Source organism: Nonomuraea purpurea (assembly GCF_042650645.1).
Lineage (GTDB): Bacteria > Actinomycetota > Actinomycetes > Streptosporangiales > Streptosporangiaceae > Nonomuraea > Nonomuraea purpurea.
In genome coordinates this window covers 40576-57971 of record NZ_JBHSBI010000029.1, presented here as the reverse complement: position 1 = coordinate 57971, position 17396 = coordinate 40576, and the positions used below count along the sequence as shown (strand labels likewise).

The window sequence follows — 17396 nt, the reverse complement described above, 5'->3', positions numbered from 1 at the left end:
CACGCACCGGCGCCGGCCGACATCGAAATCGGGGGCGTCCTGATGTTCACGCCTCGGGAGGACGTCCGGCGGCGCTGATCAGCTTTACCGGTGCTGCGGGTCCGGCGCGTCGCTCAGCGCGCTGAGCAGGAGGTGGCGTTGGCGCAGGGTGAGATCGCCGATGGTGGCGGCAGTGTCGATCTTGGCCTGGCGCAGTGTCTGGGTGATCTGCTCGGGGCTGTGCCCGGGCAGAACGCGCAGCAGGGTGACGGCGTCGGCGCCGATGGTGACCGGATCTCGGCGAGCGAGCAGTTGTTCGAGGCTCAGCCGGCCGGTTGTGACGGCGGCACGCACTTGGGTCGCCGTCATCTGCTGGGGCAGTGGGACGGCGGGTGGAGCGAGTGCTTGGGCGCTGCCATGAGCAGCGGCGATGGGCTGGGGCGGCCCGTCGGCGAGCAGGGTTTGTGCTGTGACGAGCAGGCCGCCGATGAAGGCCACGGCGGCGGAGGCGATGACGAGGTGGCGCCGGGACAGGCGCCGGCCGTCGCGGGCGATGGCGAGCCCGATGACGGCGGTTCTGAGCAGCACGCCGGTGATCATGCCGAGCAGGATCGGCACGCTCTGGGCGGGCAGGGGCGCCACGGTGGCCAGGACGACGCCGGCGACCGGGGCCAGGCAGGACAGGGTCAGCCAAGGGGACGCCGGCTTGCGCGCGAGGTCGAGCATGGCGGTCAGCGCCAGCCCTTCGCTGGCCGAGTGGATCACCAGGGCGGCCACCACGACGGCGGAGGCGGCCAGCGCCAGGGTGGCGCCCTCGATCATGCGGTGCAGGGACAGCGCGGCGGCGGTGCCGACTCCGCCATAGACGGCGGCGCTGACGGCCTGCTTGACCCGGCGGTGCAGTCCGGGCGCGTGGCGGCCACCGCTGGTGGCGCCGTGGTCGTGGCTGTGACCGCAGCCCTTACGGGTGAAGAAGGTGATCACGGCGAAGCCGAACAGCCCCGCCAGGCCCACCACCCACAGCGGCACGCGGGTGGCCTCGGCTTCCCGCCAGGCGTCGGGCAGCAGGTCGACCAGGGCGGTGATGAGCATCAGCGCTGAGGCGACGGCCAGCCAGATGCTGATCGTGGCGCTCTTGCGGCGGGCCAGATGCGCGCCGGCGAGTGTGGACAGGGCGACCAGGACGACGGCGGCCCACGTGGTCCAGGCGGGCAGGGCGGCGTCCAGGGGGGAGGTTTTCTGGCCCAGGTCGTACAGGGTCAGGGCGTGCAGGGGCGCCGGTATCGCGGGGCCCCCGAGCGGCACGAACATGACACACGCCTTTCCGGCGAAGTACGGGTTTGGGGCGGTCGCACGGTGGCGCGGTGACGAGGGGACACCGGGACCGGGATCGAGCGGGACACCCCCGTCCGGGAGTGTCCGTCAGTGGCCGATGAAGCTGTCGGGGACGCTGGGCGTGCGTAGCGGCGCGATGGCCGGCAGTGCGGGCATGGGTGTGGCTTCGTGGGCGCCGTGGCTGGGCATGGTGAGATCATTGAGCTCGGCGCGTACCTGGGCGAGTTGGTCGTGCAGCGACTGCTGCAGGTTTCTGCCCTGGTCGGTGACGGCGCGGTCGAGCTCGTCGAGTTGGTCTTCAACGGCCTGACGGGCGGCCTTGGCCAGCGCGTCGGCGGCCGCCTCGGCCTCGCGCCGCACCTGCTGGGCGTCGGCGTGGGCGGCCGTGAGGATCTGACGGGCTTCGTGCTGGGCGGCCGCGATGGTCTCCTCGGCACTGCGGCGCGCCGCGGCCAGGGCCTCGGTCCCGGCGGACGCCTCCGGCGGCGCGGCGGCGTCCAGGCGCTCGCGCAACTGGGCGTTGTCCTGCCAGAGCAGGCTGAGTGCGGTCTCCACGCGGGCCAGGAAGGCGTCTACTTCGGCCAGGTCGTAGCCGGCGCGCAACCGGACCACGGTGAAGACCTGGTGGTGCACCGCGGCGGCGGTCAGCAGGGCGAGGTGGCCGGGCGTGACCGCCTGGAGGTGTGGTGAGGTGGCGCCCTCGGCGGCGGCGTGGCTGTGTGGAAGGTGGGGGCCGTGGTCGTGTTCTTCGTGCTCGACATGCATGGTGGACTGTCCAACCTTTCACCGTCGACTCGTAGCCGTGACTCAACAGGGCAGCAGGTGTGGTCCTGGCGGTACCGCCAGGACCACGAGTCAGCCGCGGGAGCGGAGGTAACGGTCTGACCACCAGGGACAGGCCGACATGGGGACTAGTGCGCGGTGGGGCCCTGATCGTCGTGGCAGTGCCCCGGCCCGCAGCCGGGGCCCTGGCTCTGCGCGGCGTCCGCGTCGCCATCGACGATGGTGCGGTCGGCGGGCGCCTCGGCATGATTGGCGGCGCTGTGGGTGGTGTCATGGGCGCAGGCGGGGTCATCGTGATGCTGGTGTGGTTCGGTCATCGACGTTCCTCTCTCTACAGGCGCCTTCGGGGCGTTTTCGGGGCCTGAGGGCTGGTGAGCCGATCGGCGACGAGGTGATAGTGAGGGAGTCGGGAGGTGGCGCTCGCCGCTGCCTGGCCGGCGCGGCAGCGGCGAGGACAGGAGCACGGGCCGCGAGGGGGCGGGGGCATTGCGACGGCTACGGTTGTCGGTCATGCCGCCCTGGACGCGAGCCGCGTGTCACTTGATGGAACGCGAACTGGCGGCGCTCTTGTGCAGATAGCCGTTCCATGCCCAGCCGCGTACCCCGGCGGGCGTGGTGACCCGCAGCCAGCCGCGCTTGCCGGCGCAGTCCCCGGCGATGGCACGGTCGCCAGCCTTTAGCGTGGCGATCGGACGGTAGCCGAGCCCGGCGCCGGAGCGGACGTTGAGGTGGCTGGTGCGGCGCACCCTGGTCACGGCGTAGCGGCAGGCGCCGGTGGGGGCGGCCGTCCGGCTCGCGCCGCTTGTGCTGACGGGCAGCTTGCGCAGATGGTGCGCTGATGCCCAGCCGCGTACCCCGGCGGGCGTGGTGACCCGCAGCCAGCCGCGCTTGCCGGCGCAGTCCCCGGCGATGGCGCGGTCGCCCGAGCGGAGTTGTGCGAGCCTGCGTGCGCTCCGGCGGGGCGCGGAGCGGACGGTGATCGATTCGCCGCGCCGCAGATGGTTGGGCTGGTAGCGGCACGAGCCGGCCGGTGTGGTGGTGGCCGGGCGGACGGGGGCGGCCTGGGCGGGCAGCCCGGCCAGCGCCAGCCAGCCGCTCGTTGCGGCGATGGCGATGGTGGTGGCGGCGTGGACGGTTTTCATCGGCGCGAACCCTTCCTGTACGCGTGGCTGTGCGGGTTACGGAACCCCGGTACAGCCGAGGCCAGTCCCTGACTGACTGACCTGCCAACTTCTACGCAATGTAGTTGACTCATTACGGCTGGTTTAAACATCTGATCAGATGTTCATGAGTAATACATCGCGCCAACACGACCCTCCGGCGAGCCTTGACCAGGTACGCCGCGACAGAGAGCATATGTATATATGAACATCTCATCAGATGTTGAAGTGAGCGATCTTGCCGCCGGGCGCATCGAGGCGGTCCGCCGCGGCCTGCCCTCGTCGGCGATCGCGCAAGACGCGGGTCACCTGCTGGCGCTGCTGGGCGATCCCGGCCGGATCCGGCTACTTGCGGCGCTCTCCGCGGCCGATGAGTTGTGCGTCCGCGACCTGGCCGACGTCATCGGTCGCAACGCCTCGGCTGTCTCGCATGCGCTGCGGATGCTGCGCGGCCATCGGATCGTGCGGGTGCGCCGCGCCGGTCGGCTCGCTTACTACCGGCTGGCCGACACGCACGTGCGCAGCCTGCTGCAACTGGCGATCACCCATGTCACCCACCCCCCGAGGAGCTTCCCAGATGTCTGAACAAGACAGGCACGACCGGCACCACGACCACAGTCCGCACGCAGGGCGTGACAGCGGCCACGGTCACGGTCACGGGGTGAGCGCAGATGCCGATCGCCGGTATCTGAGCGGCGCACTGGCCTTGATCGCCGGATTCATGGCCGTCGAGGTAGTGATCGGCTTGATCGCCCGGTCACTGGCGCTGATCTCCGACGCCGGCCACATGCTCACCGACGCGATGGCGATCGTGCTGGCGCTGGCCGCGATGCGCATCGCGGCCCGCCCGCCGCGCGGCGGCTTCACCTACGGCCTCAAGCGTGCCGAGATCCTCTCCGCCCAGGTCAACGGCATCACACTGCTGCTGCTCGCTGTCTACTTCAGCTACGAGGGCATCCGCCGCCTGATCGAGCCACCCCAGGTCGAGGGCCTGCTCGTGGTGGTCACCGGGCTGGCCGGCATCGCCGTCAACGTGGCCGCCACCTGGCTGCTGTCCAAGGCCAACCGCTCCAGCCTCAACGTCGAGGGCGCCTTCCAGCACATCCTCAACGACCTGTACGCCTTCATCGCCACCACGCTGGCCGGCCTGATCGTCTGGCTGACCGGCTGGACCCGTGCCGACGCCATCGCCGCGATGGTGGTCGCGGCGCTGATGCTCAAAGCCGGCTGGGGCCTGGTCCGCGACGCCGGACGGGTGTTCATGGAAGCCGCACCGGCCGAAGTGAACCCCGCCGAAATCGGCCGCCAGATCGCCGCCCTGGACACCGTGGTCGAGGTCCACGACCTGCACATCTGGGAGGTCACCTCCGGATACGCCGCCCTGTCGGCACATGTGCTGGTCACCCCGGGCGCCGACTGCCACGCCACGCGCCTGACCGTCGAGGATCTGCTGCACGAAGGACACGGCATCGTGCACACCACGTTGCAGGTCGACCACGCCTCGCCCGACAGCCACGCCTTCGACGACGACGGCGCCCCGCGACGACTCATACGGCACTGCGCCGACCCACACGGCCCCACCCACCACGCCCTCCGGCGCGACGAGACGGCGGTCGGCGACGGCCATGCCGGCCATTGACGCCCTACTGTGGGAACGAGCTGGCCGTCGTCGCCGCGCCCTGGTTCGCAAGGCCCGGCGATGACGGAGGATCCGGACCGGTTCGGTGCCCTCTTCCTGGCCGCCTGGGCCGCCAACCTCGACGAGATCGGCCAACCCACCTCGCAGACGACCACCCGGCCTGAGCCGGCAACGCCGCCATCACATCCAGAAAGCCAACCGCGCGTGCGCATCCTGGGACGAGGTGTCCAGAACCTCGCGCACCCGTTCAGCGTCCCGACCTTCATTCGCCGGCAGGCAGGTGGAGTCTGAGAGCCGCTACGGCGGCGCGGGCGTGCTCCGGCTCCGCGCCTTCGGCGATCGCCGCCAGTGCCGCACGCCAGGCCGCCGCGAGTATCCGGCCGAGAAGCGGCACCGCCGGGACGACGCTCCGGCTGAGCATCTCGGCCAGCCGGTCATGTTCGGTACCCGGCGGCGGGTCTCCCAGGATGCGGAGGAAGCCCTCGCGTACGGCGAAGTCCAGGCCGACAAGCAACGCGGACGTCACGGCTACGGAGTGATCCGACTCCGGCCCAAAGGCCGCCATCGCGCCTTCCATCCGGTCCAGCAGGCGCCGTTCGACGTCCTCCCGGACGAAGACGTACAGCCCGAGCTTGCTGTCGAAGTGGTGGTACAGGGCCCCTGTGGTGACCTTTGCCGCCGCCGCCAGCTCAGCAACCGTGACCTCGTCGAAGGGGCGGGTTCCGAACTCCTTGACCGCGGCAAGCGCCAGCCTGCCCCTCGGGGAGGTCGATATCGGGATCCACTCGCGCACATGGACATAATGCCGTTATGCTCTCCCAAAATCCAGTTATGTAGGAAAAGGATGTTCCGTGAAGCTTGAGTTCCTGTTCGTCCCCACGTCCGATCTGAAGGCATCGCTCGCTCTCTACCGCGACAGTCTCGGTTTCACCGAGATGTGGCGCGAGGGCGACGCGACCGTCGCGCTCGCCTTGCCGGACACCGGGGTGCAGCTCATGCTCGACGCCCACGACCCCGGCGCTCCCACGGGGCCGCTGTTCGTCGTCGACAGCCTCAAGGCCTTCCATGCGGCTCGCCCGGAGACGCTCGCCGTGCTCGAAGCACCCTCGGAGATCCCCGGCGGTTTCCTGGCCGCCTACCAGGATCCGGGCGGCGCGACCATCTACGTGATGGACCAGTCCACGGAAGACTAATCCGTAGGTTCCGAGTTCGAGCCCCAGGAGCCCGACCACCCCACCTGCAGTTTCCCGCGATTCTTGGTGATTGTGCCTCCTTCCTCGTCAGCGCCTCCTTTCTGGCTTTGGCCCATACGCGTCGGTAGGTGATCCCGGACAGTTCACCACCGCGACCCCTGGTGACCAGTCGTCCGCCTGAGCCAGTACCGAAAGGGCACGTAGTTAAGTGGCGGGGGTGGGCTGTCAAGTCGGAGATACGGCTAGTTGTGGTAGGGGAGGTCTGGTAGGCCGAGGGCGGCTAGGAGTTGGAAGAGCACGTCCTCGGCGAAGACGCCTTTGGCGTCCAGGGCGGTGGTTACGGCGGCGGGGTCGGGCGTGAGGCCGGCTTCTCTGGCCCATGCGAGGGCTGATGGTGCGGCTGCGGAGCCGGGCGGCCCCGCAGTCGTGTAGAGGCGGTCGAGCGCCGCTTGGCGGCGTCGCTGGTACTCGGCGGGGTCCTCGGCATGTTGCTCGCCGTTTTCGTCCCAGGACTGGGCCGGTCCGTCGGCGGGCAGGGAGCGCCAAGTGATGCCGTCGGCCATGAGCCAGCCGCCCCAGTGGCCGGCCACGGGGCTGCGGCCGAGGAGCTGGGCGCCCTCGCTGTGCTTGATGACGGCTGCCAGGACCGGGTGCCCTGCCTGCCGCATCAGCCCTGTGAGCAGGGCGTCCCAGGCGTGGGGAAGGGTCGGCGAGTCCCAGCCGGCGGGGCCGCGGTCGACCTGCACGGCACGCCATCGGTCTGGTCCCTGCCAGTGCCAGCTGGCGTTGGCCGCCGATTGCCGCAGTGCCGGGAGCCCGGTCAGCGGCTGGTTCGCACGCGCCACGATGTAGGTGCCCCAAAAGCCCATGTGTCCCCTCCGGGTCTGCCCGGCATGCCCGCCTGGTGAGTCAGCGCTGACCGTCAGCTGAAGGACTCACATTCGTGATCGAGGTCCACGACCATCGCCTGACGGTGACTATACCATTACGCTAAGTTTATATGGCGAGCGTGTCGCGGATCGGCGAACGGACACTGGCTGCCCGGCTCCAGGCGGCGCGGCGCTGTTGCCGGCGTGTCGAGCCGGCTGCGATCGCCGGCCGGGCTGGCAAGGGCCAGGCTGATAGGCGGCAAGAGTTGAGATCGCGTCAGGCGCCACGCTCACCCTGCCCGATCACCATCAGGCTCGCGCTCGGGGTCAGCGCCGGCTACTGCCGTCTGTGGCAGGCACCGCATCCTCAGTTCCCGCGAAAATCACGACGAGCTCCAACCCGCCCCCCGGGTTGCGGCTCGCTCGCACGTCGGCTCCGTGAGCCTTCGCGATCGACGCGACGATCGACAACCCGAGCCCGGCGCCCTGTCCACGGGTCGTTTGCAGCCGCCGGAAGGGCTCGAAGAGATCGCCGAAACTTTCCTGGGGCACATGCGGGCCGGTGTTACGGACCGTCAAAACTCCATGGGAGAGCGTTACCTCAACGGTTCCGCCGGGATGGTTGTAGCGGGTCGCGTTGTCGACGAGGTTCGTGACGAGCCGGCTCAGCAGGATCGGATCCCCATCGACGACCATCGGTTCGATCCGCGTCGTCACGGTGACCTCGTCCGAGCCGCCTTCGGCCAGGACGAGCAGCACCACCTCGTCCAGGGCCACCGGTGTCCTCTTCTCAAGGCCGTGCTCCGCCTGGGCCAGGACCAGCAGGGCGTTGATGAGGCTCTCAGTGCGGTGGTTGTGGAACAGGAGCTTGTCGCGGATCTCACCGACGTCTTCAGGAAGGCCGATCTCGATCGCCGCTCGCTGGACGGCCAACGGGGTCCGTAGCTCGTGGGACGCGTTCGCGATGAACCGCCGCTGCCCCTCGACGGAGCGTTGGAGGCGGTCGAGCATCGCGTCAAACGTATCGGCCAGTTCCTTCAGTTCGTCCTTCGGCCCGATGAGCGCGATGCGTTCGTGCAGGGTCGACATGGACAGCCGCTGCGCCGTGGCGGTGATCCGGTGGACGGGCCGCAGGATCCGCCCGGCGACCAGCCAGCCGACGATCACTGACACCAGTGTCAGGATTCCGACCGTCGCCACGGTCACCCCCCACTGGTAGTCGATCACCTCGTCCACCAGATCGGGCAGCGTCGGCGGCTGATGGTCCGGGAGGCCCGGCGCCGCCGGCGCCACCGGGATCGGCCCGATCCGGCCGATCCTCCTGTCCAGCGCGTGGCGCAGCAGCAGGTTGACCGTGACCAGCAGCACGGTCGAGGTCAGCAAGAACAATCCGGAGTAGATCAGGGTGAGCCGTACCCGGACGGTCGTCACAGCACGTAACCCGCGCCGGGAACCGTCTGGATGCAGGGCGGATCGCCCAGCTTCGCGCGTAGGCGGCTGACCACGACCCGCACCACCGTCGTGAACGGGTCGACGTTCTCGTCCCATGCCTCTTCGAGCAGTCGTTCAGAGCTCACGACCGCGCCGTCCGCCCTCATCAGCACCTCAAGGACGGCGAACTCCTTGAGCGACAGATGCAGGTGCCTCCCATCTCGCGACGCCTGCAGCCGGTGGGTATCGACCACGATCCCGTGCCGCGTCAGCACCGGCGGCACCTGCGCCTGGCTGCGCCGCCCCAGCGCCTGCACCCGTGCGACCAGTTCGGCGTAGTCGAACGGCTTGGGCAGGTAGTCGTCGGCCCCCATCCCGAGGCCGGCCACCCGCTCCGGCACCGCCGCGGCCGCCGTCATCATCAGGATCCGCGTACGGCTCCCGCGCGCCACCAGCTCACGACACACGAGGTCGCCGTGCATCTCTGGGAGATCCCGGTCCAGTACGAGAACGTCGTAGTCGCTCACCGCCAGCCGCTCTGACGCAGCGACCCCGTCGTACACGACGTCGACGGCCATGGCGTGGCGACGTAACCCCACCGCCACGAGATCGGCCAGGTCTCGTTCGTCTTCGGCCACCAGAACCCGCATAGCGATGTTCGTACCCGAACCTGGGTAACAGCGGCGTTAACGGATCCGTTCACAGCCGCGCAACCCGCTTCCGGCCACGCTGGCGGCATGATCAAATCCCTCTGCGCCGCCATCCTGATGGTGGCCTGCTCCATGTCCGCACCCGCGTCCGCGCCTGCTGAGCGCTGCACCGCCGTCACCGGGCCACCGCCGGAGTCGGCGCCGCCGACCTCGGTGAACACGCTCCGGCAGGCGTACTTCTGCGTGCTGGACAACTACTACAGCGGTCCAGCCATGGATTCGAAGGCGCTGCTGAAGAGCGCCTTCGCCGCCTATACCCAGGACCTGATGCGGCGCGGCGCCGATCGGCCCGAACTCCAACTGCCCGAACTGACCGGGAACCGCGACACCGACTGGGCCGCCTTCGCGAAAGTCCTCGCCGCCGGTGACGTGCCCGCGCTGCGCGCCGCGATCACCGCGATGGTCGCCGGACTGCACGACAACCACGCCCGCGCGGTCAGGCCGACTCCCCCACCGGAAGGCGGGCCGACCGGGACGGGCATCGTGGGTGTGTCGGCCCAGCAGGGCCCGCAACTCGACCCGGCGGCCAAGCCGCCGTTGTTCATCACCCGTGTCCTGCCCGGCAGCCCCGCCACCAAGGCCGACATCAGGCCCGGCGACATCATCGTCAAGGTCAACGGCATGCCGCCGTTCATCGGGGACACCGTGAACCAGAGCATCGTCCAAGCCTTCACCGCCGGCACGGTAACGCTCACGCTCAAGCGCCCCACAACGGGACAGACCCGCACCATCAAGCTCAGAGAGGGCCCCATCACGCAGCAGCCTCCGGCGGTGACGTCAAAGATGCTCACCGACGGCGTCGCATACGTCCAACTGCCCAAATTCTACGAAGGCGCCGCCGACCAGGTCATCGCCAAGCTGCAGGGTAAGCCGAAGGCGGTGGTCCTCGATCTGCGCGGCAACGGCGGCGGGTCACCTCGCGAGGTGACGCGGCTGCTCGGCGCGTTCGCGCACGGCAAGGTCACCAGCTACTTCTGCCCGCTCAAGGGCGACTGCGTGCCCAACCGGACCGACGACAGCGTCCCGCTGCTCGGCTCGCGCCTGGTCGTCCTCACCGACCGCGGATGCGCCTCGGCCTGCGAGGACTTCAGCGCGGCCGTCAAGGACAACGGCCTGGGCACCCTCATCGGGACCCGCACCGCTGGGGCCGTCTCCGGCCCCAGCGAGGGATACCTCCTCGACGACGGCAGCGTCCTGCTCTTGCCCAAGGTCCGGCACCTCGGGCCCGCCCGCGAGATCATCGACACGATCGGCGTCCCGGTCGACCACCACGCCCCCATGACCGCCCTCGACCTGGCCACCGGACGCGACCCGGGCGTGGCCAAGGCGCTGACGCTTCTTTGACGCGCTTGCCGCAACGGCGAGTCGCCGAGGTGGGCCGGCCAAAACCCGACCTGGCGACTCGCCATCGCCCGAGGCCGATCCACCCTCTACCGCTCCCTCGCCGCCGTAGAGACCCCGACGAGCTGACCTACGTTTCCGCAGGTCAGCCAAGGATGCCCCGCGAGATTACTGGGCCCATCAGTCGTCGAGCATCACCAGATCGAGCGTGTGGAGGTGCTCGGAGTTCGCGATCAGATTGATCTCGGTGATTTTGCCTGCGGAGGTCGTGAAGACGAAGGCCACGCGTGGTCGGCCGGCCTGAGCCCACAATGCGCCGGGGACCCCGTCGATCAGTGCCAGGCGTGCGTGGAGGGCGCGGCCGGAGATGGTGTCGGCGACCGCCGAAGCGCCATGGACCAGCCCAGAGGCGCCCATACCGATGGCGGCGCGGTCGGCGCGGAGCACGGCGTCCGGGTGCAGCAGATCGAGCAACGCGTTGAAGTCGCCGTGCCGTGAAGCGGAGAGAAAAGCATGGACGATCTCCCGCTGCCGGGCCAGGTCGGCGCCGGGGGGCGGTGCCGCGCCCTGGATGCGGCGTCGGGCTCGGCTGGCGAGTTTTCTGGCCGTGGCGGGCGTCCGGTCGACGATGGGAGCGATCTCCTCGAACGGCACGGCGAAGATGTCGTGCAGCACGAAGGCCAGGCGCTCGTTGGGAGCCAACGTGTCCAGCACCACCAGCAGTGCCAGGCCCACCGAGTCGGACACGATCGCATGGTGCTCGGGATCGACGTCTGTGGCGTCGCCGCGTTGGGCTGGTTGCGGCACGGGCACGTCCAATGGATCTTCGCTCCGGGCGGTGCGTGAGCGCAGCATGGTCAGCGCAACACGGGCGACGATGGTGGTGAGCCACCCGCCCAGGTTCTCCACCTCGCTGCTGTAGGACCGGTTGAGCCTGAGCCACGCTTCCTGGACGGCATCGTCAGCCTCGGCCACGGAGCCGAGGATCTGGTAGGCCACCGCACGCAGATGCCCGCGATACTCCTCGAACCGATCGGTCAGAAAATCGTGCTCGTTCATCGGTCACATCCCTCCGTCGCGGCCAGTCATTGTCTATGACTCGCGAAACGTCGCGGGTGTGACCAGCAGCAGGACGACCAAGTTGGGCGGTGAGCCCGCAGTGCCGTTCATGCGGCCGGCGCGTACCTGTTCCCCATCGGAGGAAGCATCATGTCCGCACGCATCCCGTCTTGGCTGCGCACAGCCTTCTACTGGGTCCTGGCCGCGGAATTCGTCATCGGCTTCGTCACCAAGTTCTGGCCCGGCCCGACGTTTTTCGGCCCGGCGTACTCGGTGAAGTTCGTTGAGTGGGGGTTTCCCGCCTGGTTCAGATTCGTCGCCGGCGCCATCGAGTTGGTCTGTGCGATCTTGCTGGTCATCCCATCCAAACGGTTCAGATTCATCGGTGCCGCGGGGCTGGTCTTCCTCCTCACCGCCGCGGTCACCACGCACCTCATCGATGACGCGGCCCTGTACGAAGAGGTCTCCGCCCCCATCCACCTGGTGATCATGGCCATGGTCGCCCTGGCGAACTGGCCGGCCGACTGGAAAGACCTCTTGCACCCGCAGCGGGACAGCAGCGCCGCGCCGGCACGCGCACGAGGCATGGAGCACGGCGCCCGATGATTCGCGTCATCGCTTCCATCAACCCGCGCAGCCGAGCGCGCCGGCACCCGCGATGACAAAGACAAGATCGATGTTTTCCCCGCGCCCTACCGGCTGCCCCCACAACTGCGGGTAAATCATCCGTTTCCCGAAGAATGTCATAGGAATGATCAAGAATGGTGGGCCATGGGATGGATCGGGATCGCGACGGGCCACGAGCTCACCGTCGAGGGGACGCGGCGGCCGGTGCTCGCCTGCCGGACGGCCGCGGGCCGCGTGCTGGCCAAGGTGCCCGCCAACGTCAGGAAGGACCCGACCGCGGTACGACTCGCCGCTCTCTGCGACCGGCTCGGCGAGCACGCGCGGGCGGTGCACGACCGGATCGAGTCCTGGATGGTGCGGTCGCTGCCCGTCCCGGCCGCGGTGTTCGCGGCCGTGTGGGACGACCCGGTGTGGCGCGAGACGCTCACCGGCCTGGTCATCGCCCCGATCGTCGACGGCGCGCCCGACCTCGCCCGCTGCGCGCTCCTGCGCGAGGGCGCGTGGACGGGCGCGGACGCCTTCGCGATCCCGCACCCGCTGCTGCTCGGCGACGAGCTGCCCATCTGGCGGGGACGGAACCTCACGCAGGTTGTCGAGCAGGTACGCCGCGAGGTGTGGACGCGTCCGGCGAGCATGGACCGTACGTTCGGCGGAATCGACAGCTTCGGATACATGGACGCCCGGTACGAGAGCGGCGCCGCGTTCGAGCGCCGCGTGCACGAGCTGGGCGGGCGCATCAAGGGGGACAGGGCGTGCTTCACCGTGCACGCGCCCGAGCCGCTCGGCGTCGAGATCGACCTGGACTGGAGCGGACCGATGAGCCCGGCCTATATGGCGTGGCTGAGCTTCGCCGCGGGCGGCCGGGAGATCGGCGACATCGCCTGGTCCGAGGGCGTCCGCATTCTCATGGCTCTGTACGCGGAGCGCACCGTGGAGGAGACGGAGCCGGTGGTGGAGGCGGCCGAGGCGTACTCCGCCTACTGCGACGCCCACCAAGGCGAGCCCGGCACCGTGGCGCCCTCCGGCATCACCGGCCCGACGCGCGAGGTGCTGCTGCGCGCCGGGGCGGTGCTGCCGGGCACGCCCGCCGGCTCCGGCGAGGACACGTGCGTCACCGTCCGCTACGAGCACTCCGTCCTGGACGAGCCGGTCGTCGAACTCGTCCGGCGCGCGGCCGTCGACGGCGACAAGGCCGAGAAGTCGCTGTACGACCTGGACCCGGTGGCGGAGACCGGCGTCGGCACCGTGCACGCGGGCCCGCTCGGCTTCCTCGCCTCCGCCCTGCACCGGTACCCGGCGCACCGCGCCCGCATCCTGGCCGCGCACACCGACCTGCGGGCCGCCTGCGGCCTGGCCGCCCGCAAGCCCGGCCTCGCGCGCACCGCGCTCACCCGGACCGGCGACGACCTGGAGACGCACGCGCCCGAGCTGCTGCCGCCGTTCTACGAGGAGTGCGCGCGGATCCTGGCCGCCGCGGGCAGCGCCCGCTTCGCCGCCGCCTTTTTCGACAAGGCCCGCGCCGCCGAGGACGCGCACGCGCTGCCGGTCGACGAGGCCGCGCTCCTCGCGGCGCACCTCGCCGCAGGACCGGACGCCGCAGGAGCGGCCACGCTCAAGAAGCACGGCAAGCGGCTCGCCGCCCGCCATCCCGCCCCCGGCGCGTACCGCTGGCACCGCAGCCTGCTCACCGAGTGGTGCGAGGCAGTCCCGGACGGCGCGGATGGCGCGCTGGCCCTGGCCGACGGCTGGGCGGCGCTGGCGAAGGCCGCCAAACACGCGCTCGGCGGGCCCGAGGACGAACGCGCCGTGCGGGCCCTGCTGGACAGCGGCTGCATGGAGTCGGCACCGCAGGCCCTGTGGACGTTCGTCCTTCCGTTGCTCGGCCCGATCGCACGGGCGGACGCGGGCATCGGCCGCGCGCTCCTCGGCATTCTGCCGCTGCCCGCCAAGGACACCCCCAAGGCGAAGAGCGCGGCGGTGTCGCTCCTCCTCGGCAACCTCGCGGACGCGGGCCTGACCACCCCGTTCACCACGTCCCCCGGGCTGGCGGGAGCTGCGGCGAAGGACTGGCTCGGCCGTTTCCTGAAGCTGTACGCGGGGCTCGCACTCCCCGTCGCCGGTCTCGGCGACCTCCTGCACGACGCCGGTACGCGGCTGCGCGCGGAGGGCCTCACCTGCGACGGCCATGAGGCGGTACTGGGAGTGGACGAGGACGAGGTCAACCGCTGGGAGGAGACCTCGGCCGACCTCCCGCTCCTCGATCTCCTCCTGGACCGCGGCGTCCCGCTCGCGCGGCCCCGGCTGCTGCACACCTTCAAGCTGTACGACCGGCTCGCCTCCGGAGCGGGCACCGACCTGGCCGCCGTCGCCGCCGACCCGGACTGGGCTCCGCTGCTGCGCGACGCGATCGTGGGCAACGTGGCCAACCAGCTCAACGTCACCGAGCCCGCCGTCCCGAAGCAGACCGCCCCCGAGACCGTACGGGCCCTGACCGCGACACCGGGAACGGCGCAGATCGTCGCCGCCATCCTGGCCGAGCATGCCGAGCGGGTCCCCCATCAAGGGCTTCCTGACGCGCACGCCGCCCTGTGCGACGCCGAACGGTTCACCATCGCCGGAGTCCCAGGCCCCCTCATGGACAGTGTCCGGACGATCGCAACTGGGACGGACCCGGCCCGCGCCCTCGCCCACACGCTGAGCGGCGGCGTCCTCGACGAACTGGAGTTGCCCGCCTTCGTCCCCGGCCACGTCAACACCATCACCGACTACCTGGAGGAGAGCGGCGCCGACCTGCTCCTGATCGAGTCCGGCCGGCTCTGGGAGCACCAGTTCCGCGCCTCCGTCGTCACACCGGATGGAGTCGGCCCGTCCCACGGCTTCGGCACGTACGAGGACATCTCCCACCGGTCCCACGAACGGACCGAGGCGCGCGACCTCTACGACCGCTGCCTGATCGCGGTGAACGGCCGGGTGACCGTACTGGACCACGGCGGCCCGCACTGCCCGCACGGCAGCGCGCACCCCGCCGCCCGCCGCATCGTACCGGCCGACGGCGAACGGGTCGTCTTCCCCGGTGGCGCCGAGGCCACCGTGTGGCGCGGCCAGGGCCGGATCATCGAGCTGCGGGACCCGGCCGGGCGGACCATCGGCCGCTACGTCCGCGGCTGGAGCAGCGTGCCCGAGCACGACGGCGCCGAGAACATCGGCACGGTCGCGCGCCACCGCTACGCAGCCGGGACCCGCCTGGTCGCGCCTCCCGGCCGGTGGTCGGCGATGCGGCCGCGCGACCCCGAAGGATCCAGGGCGCTGCGCGCCGTCGACGAGAAGAAGGCGCAGGCCCTGATCGACGTCGTGGACGCCGCGCTCGCCGCCGACCTCATGCGAGTGCTGGACCCCGAGAGCTGGTACCAGGAGAAGGACGCCGCCCGCGATGAGCTGGCGGGACGGCTCCGCCCGCTCCTGCCGGAGATCACCGACGACTCGCTCCGGAAGGGCGTCACGTCCCTGGTGTGGACGGCCGTCGAATGCCGCGAGCGCGCGTTCGCCCTGCTGGAACGCCTGGCGCTGACCCCGCCGCCCCACCTGCGCCCGGCGCCCGCCGTCGCGGCACCCGCCGCCCAGTCCGAGAAGTCCCCCGAGCCGGACGATCCGGGGCCCGAGTCCGCCTACGAGAGGATCGTCCACTTCACCCGTGCCGCCGTCGATGTGCCGTACGACAAGAAGATCGCGATATTCGACGCCTCCGCCGTCAAGGGGGTCGAGAACACGCTGGGCCGCCTCGGCGCCGCCGTCCTGGAGGCCGCGTGGGGCGAGGGCGGCGGGCGACTTCTGGAACTGGCCGCCGTCCCCGAACTCCTCCGTACCGACGGCACCTGGCACGTCGCCCGGCTGCGCCCGGAGTACGAACTCGGGCAGATCCACTCGGGCCACGGCCCCATCATGGCCGCCGCCGTCGCCGACTACGAGCAGGTGGGGCACGGGTACGCGGTCACGGCGCTCCTCCACACTCCGGACGGCCCCGACCCGCTCCTGTTCACCCGCAACAGCGTCGTGGAGCTGCGGACCTGCCACGGCTGGGGCGACCAGGACCGGCTCCGGCGGGCGCTCGGCCTGATCGCCGAGAACGGCCCGCCGCCCGTGGACCGGGAGGCGACCGTACGGGCGTTCGCCGAAGCCACCGGCCTGTCACCGGCCCAGTGTCTGATCCTGCTGTCCACCTCGGCCCGCACGCTCTCCTGGCCGGACGACTGGGCGCGGGGCCGCGTCGCCGCCTTCCGCGAGGACGACGCCGCCCGCGCCCGCGAACTCGGCCTGACCGAGATCGAACTGCGCATCGCCGCGCTCTCCCTGGAGGCGCTCACCACCACCGACGAGGCCGTCGAAGTCGTCGAGCTGCTCATGCCCGATGACCCCGCCGACCTCTGGCGTAGGGGCCCCGACCTGGACCGGGCGGTCGCGTACTGGACGGAACGCCACCCGAGGCTCACCCCGCTCACCACCGAGCAGTGGGTCGCCCTCGCCTCCGGCGCCGAGGACGCCCTGGAGGCGCTGATCGCCCTGCTCGGCGAGCGTCCGTCCGTACCGCCGCTGGGTCACATCGCCCGCGCTGCGAGGCTCCTGGCCGACCGCCTGCCCAAGGCCCACCCCGCCCGTGCGACCGCCGCCGCCCGCCTGCGTGACCTGCACGAACACGTCGCCGGCCCGGACACGACCCTGCCCATCGCCGCCGGGGTCACCTCGGTCACCGCCCTGGAACGAGCCGCCGGGGCGACCGCGGCCCACCTCCCGGAGAGCGGGCTCGCCATCGGCGAAGCCCTCGCCCTGGAACCCGCCGGAGACGGCTACCGCGTCCACCTCCGCCCGTCCCTCTGGTCCGACCTGTCCACGCTGACCCCGGCCCTCCGCCGCGGCGGCGCCACCGATGTCGCCCTGGTCATGGAGGACCTGCGCTTCCTCCGTTCGCCCGAGCCACTGGAGGCCGCGGCCCGGCTGGAGTGACGTTCGTCGCAAACACAACTGGACGGAGTAACCGGGGACCACATGCCGAGCCACTGCTCGGCGCCCCATGCCTCGAACCGCTCCACCTCAGTGAACCCCAGCTTCGCCGGGAAGCGCGCCGGCGAGCCGGCCGAAGTCGGCATTGAGGTGTTGAGATCGACGACGACGGTCTCTACCGTTATGAGAAATCGATATCTCGGCGGTCGAGGCCTGCGCGTCGGCCGGCTGAACCGCGCTTGTCGGCGAAGTAGCGGAAGAACGTGCACTACGAC

The 17396-nt window shown here is 70.6% G+C and carries 15 protein-coding genes; 6 read left to right on the top strand and 9 right to left on the bottom strand.

The window, feature by feature from the left end:
- Positions 1-84 precede the first annotated feature (84 nt).
- The 4 genes from ACFOY2_RS40995 to ACFOY2_RS40980 all read right to left on the bottom strand — a co-directional run bounded on the left by ACFOY2_RS40995 (position 85) and on the right by ACFOY2_RS40980 (position 3239).
- Positions 85-1290: a hypothetical protein gene (locus ACFOY2_RS40995; RefSeq protein ID WP_379533520.1), complete on the bottom strand. Its 1206-nt coding sequence runs from the start codon at positions 1288-1290 to the stop codon at positions 85-87.
- Between the two features lie 111 nt (positions 1291-1401).
- Entirely contained in the window at positions 1402-2079 is a 678-nt protein-coding gene (locus tag ACFOY2_RS40990) for a DivIVA domain-containing protein (RefSeq protein ID WP_379533519.1), read from the bottom strand.
- Between the two features lie 146 nt (positions 2080-2225).
- Positions 2226-2414 (bottom strand): hypothetical protein, encoded by a 189-nt coding sequence (locus ACFOY2_RS40985; protein ID WP_379533518.1) that lies wholly within the window; start codon positions 2412-2414, stop codon positions 2226-2228.
- Between the two features lie 219 nt (positions 2415-2633).
- Positions 2634-3239: an SH3 domain-containing protein gene (locus ACFOY2_RS40980; RefSeq protein WP_379533517.1), complete on the bottom strand. Its 606-nt coding sequence runs from the start codon at positions 3237-3239 to the stop codon at positions 2634-2636.
- Between the two features lie 246 nt (positions 3240-3485).
- On the opposite strand from ACFOY2_RS40980, the gene ACFOY2_RS40975 reads away from it, so the two are divergent.
- On the top strand, positions 3486-3842 hold the full coding sequence (locus ACFOY2_RS40975) for an ArsR/SmtB family transcription factor (protein ID WP_379533516.1): 357 nt from the start codon (positions 3486-3488) through the stop codon (positions 3840-3842).
- A complete protein-coding gene (locus ACFOY2_RS40970; RefSeq protein WP_379533515.1) occupies positions 3835-4896 on the top strand; it encodes a cation diffusion facilitator family transporter in 1062 nt (353 codons plus the stop codon). The genes ACFOY2_RS40975 and ACFOY2_RS40970 overlap by 8 nt, the downstream gene beginning before the upstream one ends.
- Positions 4897-5158: 262 nt before the next feature.
- Here the strand turns inward: ACFOY2_RS40970 and ACFOY2_RS40965 are convergent, their stop codons facing one another.
- Positions 5159-5689 carry a TetR/AcrR family transcriptional regulator gene (locus ACFOY2_RS40965; protein WP_379533514.1) on the bottom strand — a complete coding sequence of 177 codons (531 nt, stop codon included), beginning with the start codon at positions 5687-5689 and terminating at the stop codon, positions 5159-5161.
- A gap of 58 nt (positions 5690-5747) precedes the next feature.
- Between ACFOY2_RS40965 and ACFOY2_RS40960 the strand changes: the two genes are divergently transcribed.
- The gene (locus ACFOY2_RS40960; RefSeq protein ID WP_379533513.1) at positions 5748-6089 is read left to right on the top strand and encodes a VOC family protein; all 342 of its coding nucleotides are present in this window, start codon (positions 5748-5750) and stop codon (positions 6087-6089) included.
- Positions 6090-6331: 242 nt separating this feature from the next.
- Here ACFOY2_RS40960 and ACFOY2_RS40955 read toward each other — a convergent pair whose 3' ends face one another.
- The 3 genes from ACFOY2_RS40955 to ACFOY2_RS40945 all read right to left on the bottom strand — a co-directional run bounded on the left by ACFOY2_RS40955 (position 6332) and on the right by ACFOY2_RS40945 (position 9039).
- A complete protein-coding gene (locus ACFOY2_RS40955) occupies positions 6332-6958 on the bottom strand; it encodes a hypothetical protein (protein WP_379533512.1) in 627 nt (208 codons plus the stop codon).
- 327 nt (positions 6959-7285) lie between these two features.
- Complete coding sequence (locus tag ACFOY2_RS40950; RefSeq protein WP_379533511.1) at positions 7286-8389, bottom strand: HAMP domain-containing sensor histidine kinase; 1104 nt, start codon at positions 8387-8389, stop codon at positions 7286-7288.
- Positions 8386-9039 (bottom strand): response regulator transcription factor, encoded by a 654-nt coding sequence (locus tag ACFOY2_RS40945; RefSeq protein WP_350740870.1) that lies wholly within the window; start codon positions 9037-9039, stop codon positions 8386-8388. Before ACFOY2_RS40945 ends, ACFOY2_RS40950 begins: the two co-directional genes overlap by 4 nt.
- 87 nt (positions 9040-9126) lie before the next feature.
- Here ACFOY2_RS40945 and ACFOY2_RS40940 point away from each other — a divergent pair, with 87 nt between their 5' ends.
- Positions 9127-10443, top strand: coding sequence for a S41 family peptidase (locus tag ACFOY2_RS40940; protein ID WP_379533510.1), 1317 nt, complete (start codon positions 9127-9129; stop codon positions 10441-10443).
- Positions 10444-10620: 177 nt separating this feature from the next.
- On the opposite strand, the gene ACFOY2_RS40935 is transcribed toward ACFOY2_RS40940, so the two are convergent.
- Positions 10621-11499, bottom strand: coding sequence for a sigma-70 family RNA polymerase sigma factor (locus tag ACFOY2_RS40935; protein ID WP_379533509.1), 879 nt, complete (start codon positions 11497-11499; stop codon positions 10621-10623).
- Between the two features lie 150 nt (positions 11500-11649).
- On the opposite strand from ACFOY2_RS40935, the gene ACFOY2_RS40930 reads away from it, so the two are divergent.
- Positions 11650-12105 (top strand): DoxX family protein, encoded by a 456-nt coding sequence (locus ACFOY2_RS40930; protein WP_379533508.1) that lies wholly within the window; start codon positions 11650-11652, stop codon positions 12103-12105.
- Positions 12106-12270: 165 nt separating this feature from the next.
- Complete coding sequence (locus tag ACFOY2_RS40925; RefSeq protein WP_379533507.1) at positions 12271-17124, top strand: DUF4132 domain-containing protein; 4854 nt, start codon at positions 12271-12273, stop codon at positions 17122-17124.
- The last annotated feature ends 272 nt before the right edge of the window (positions 17125-17396 follow it).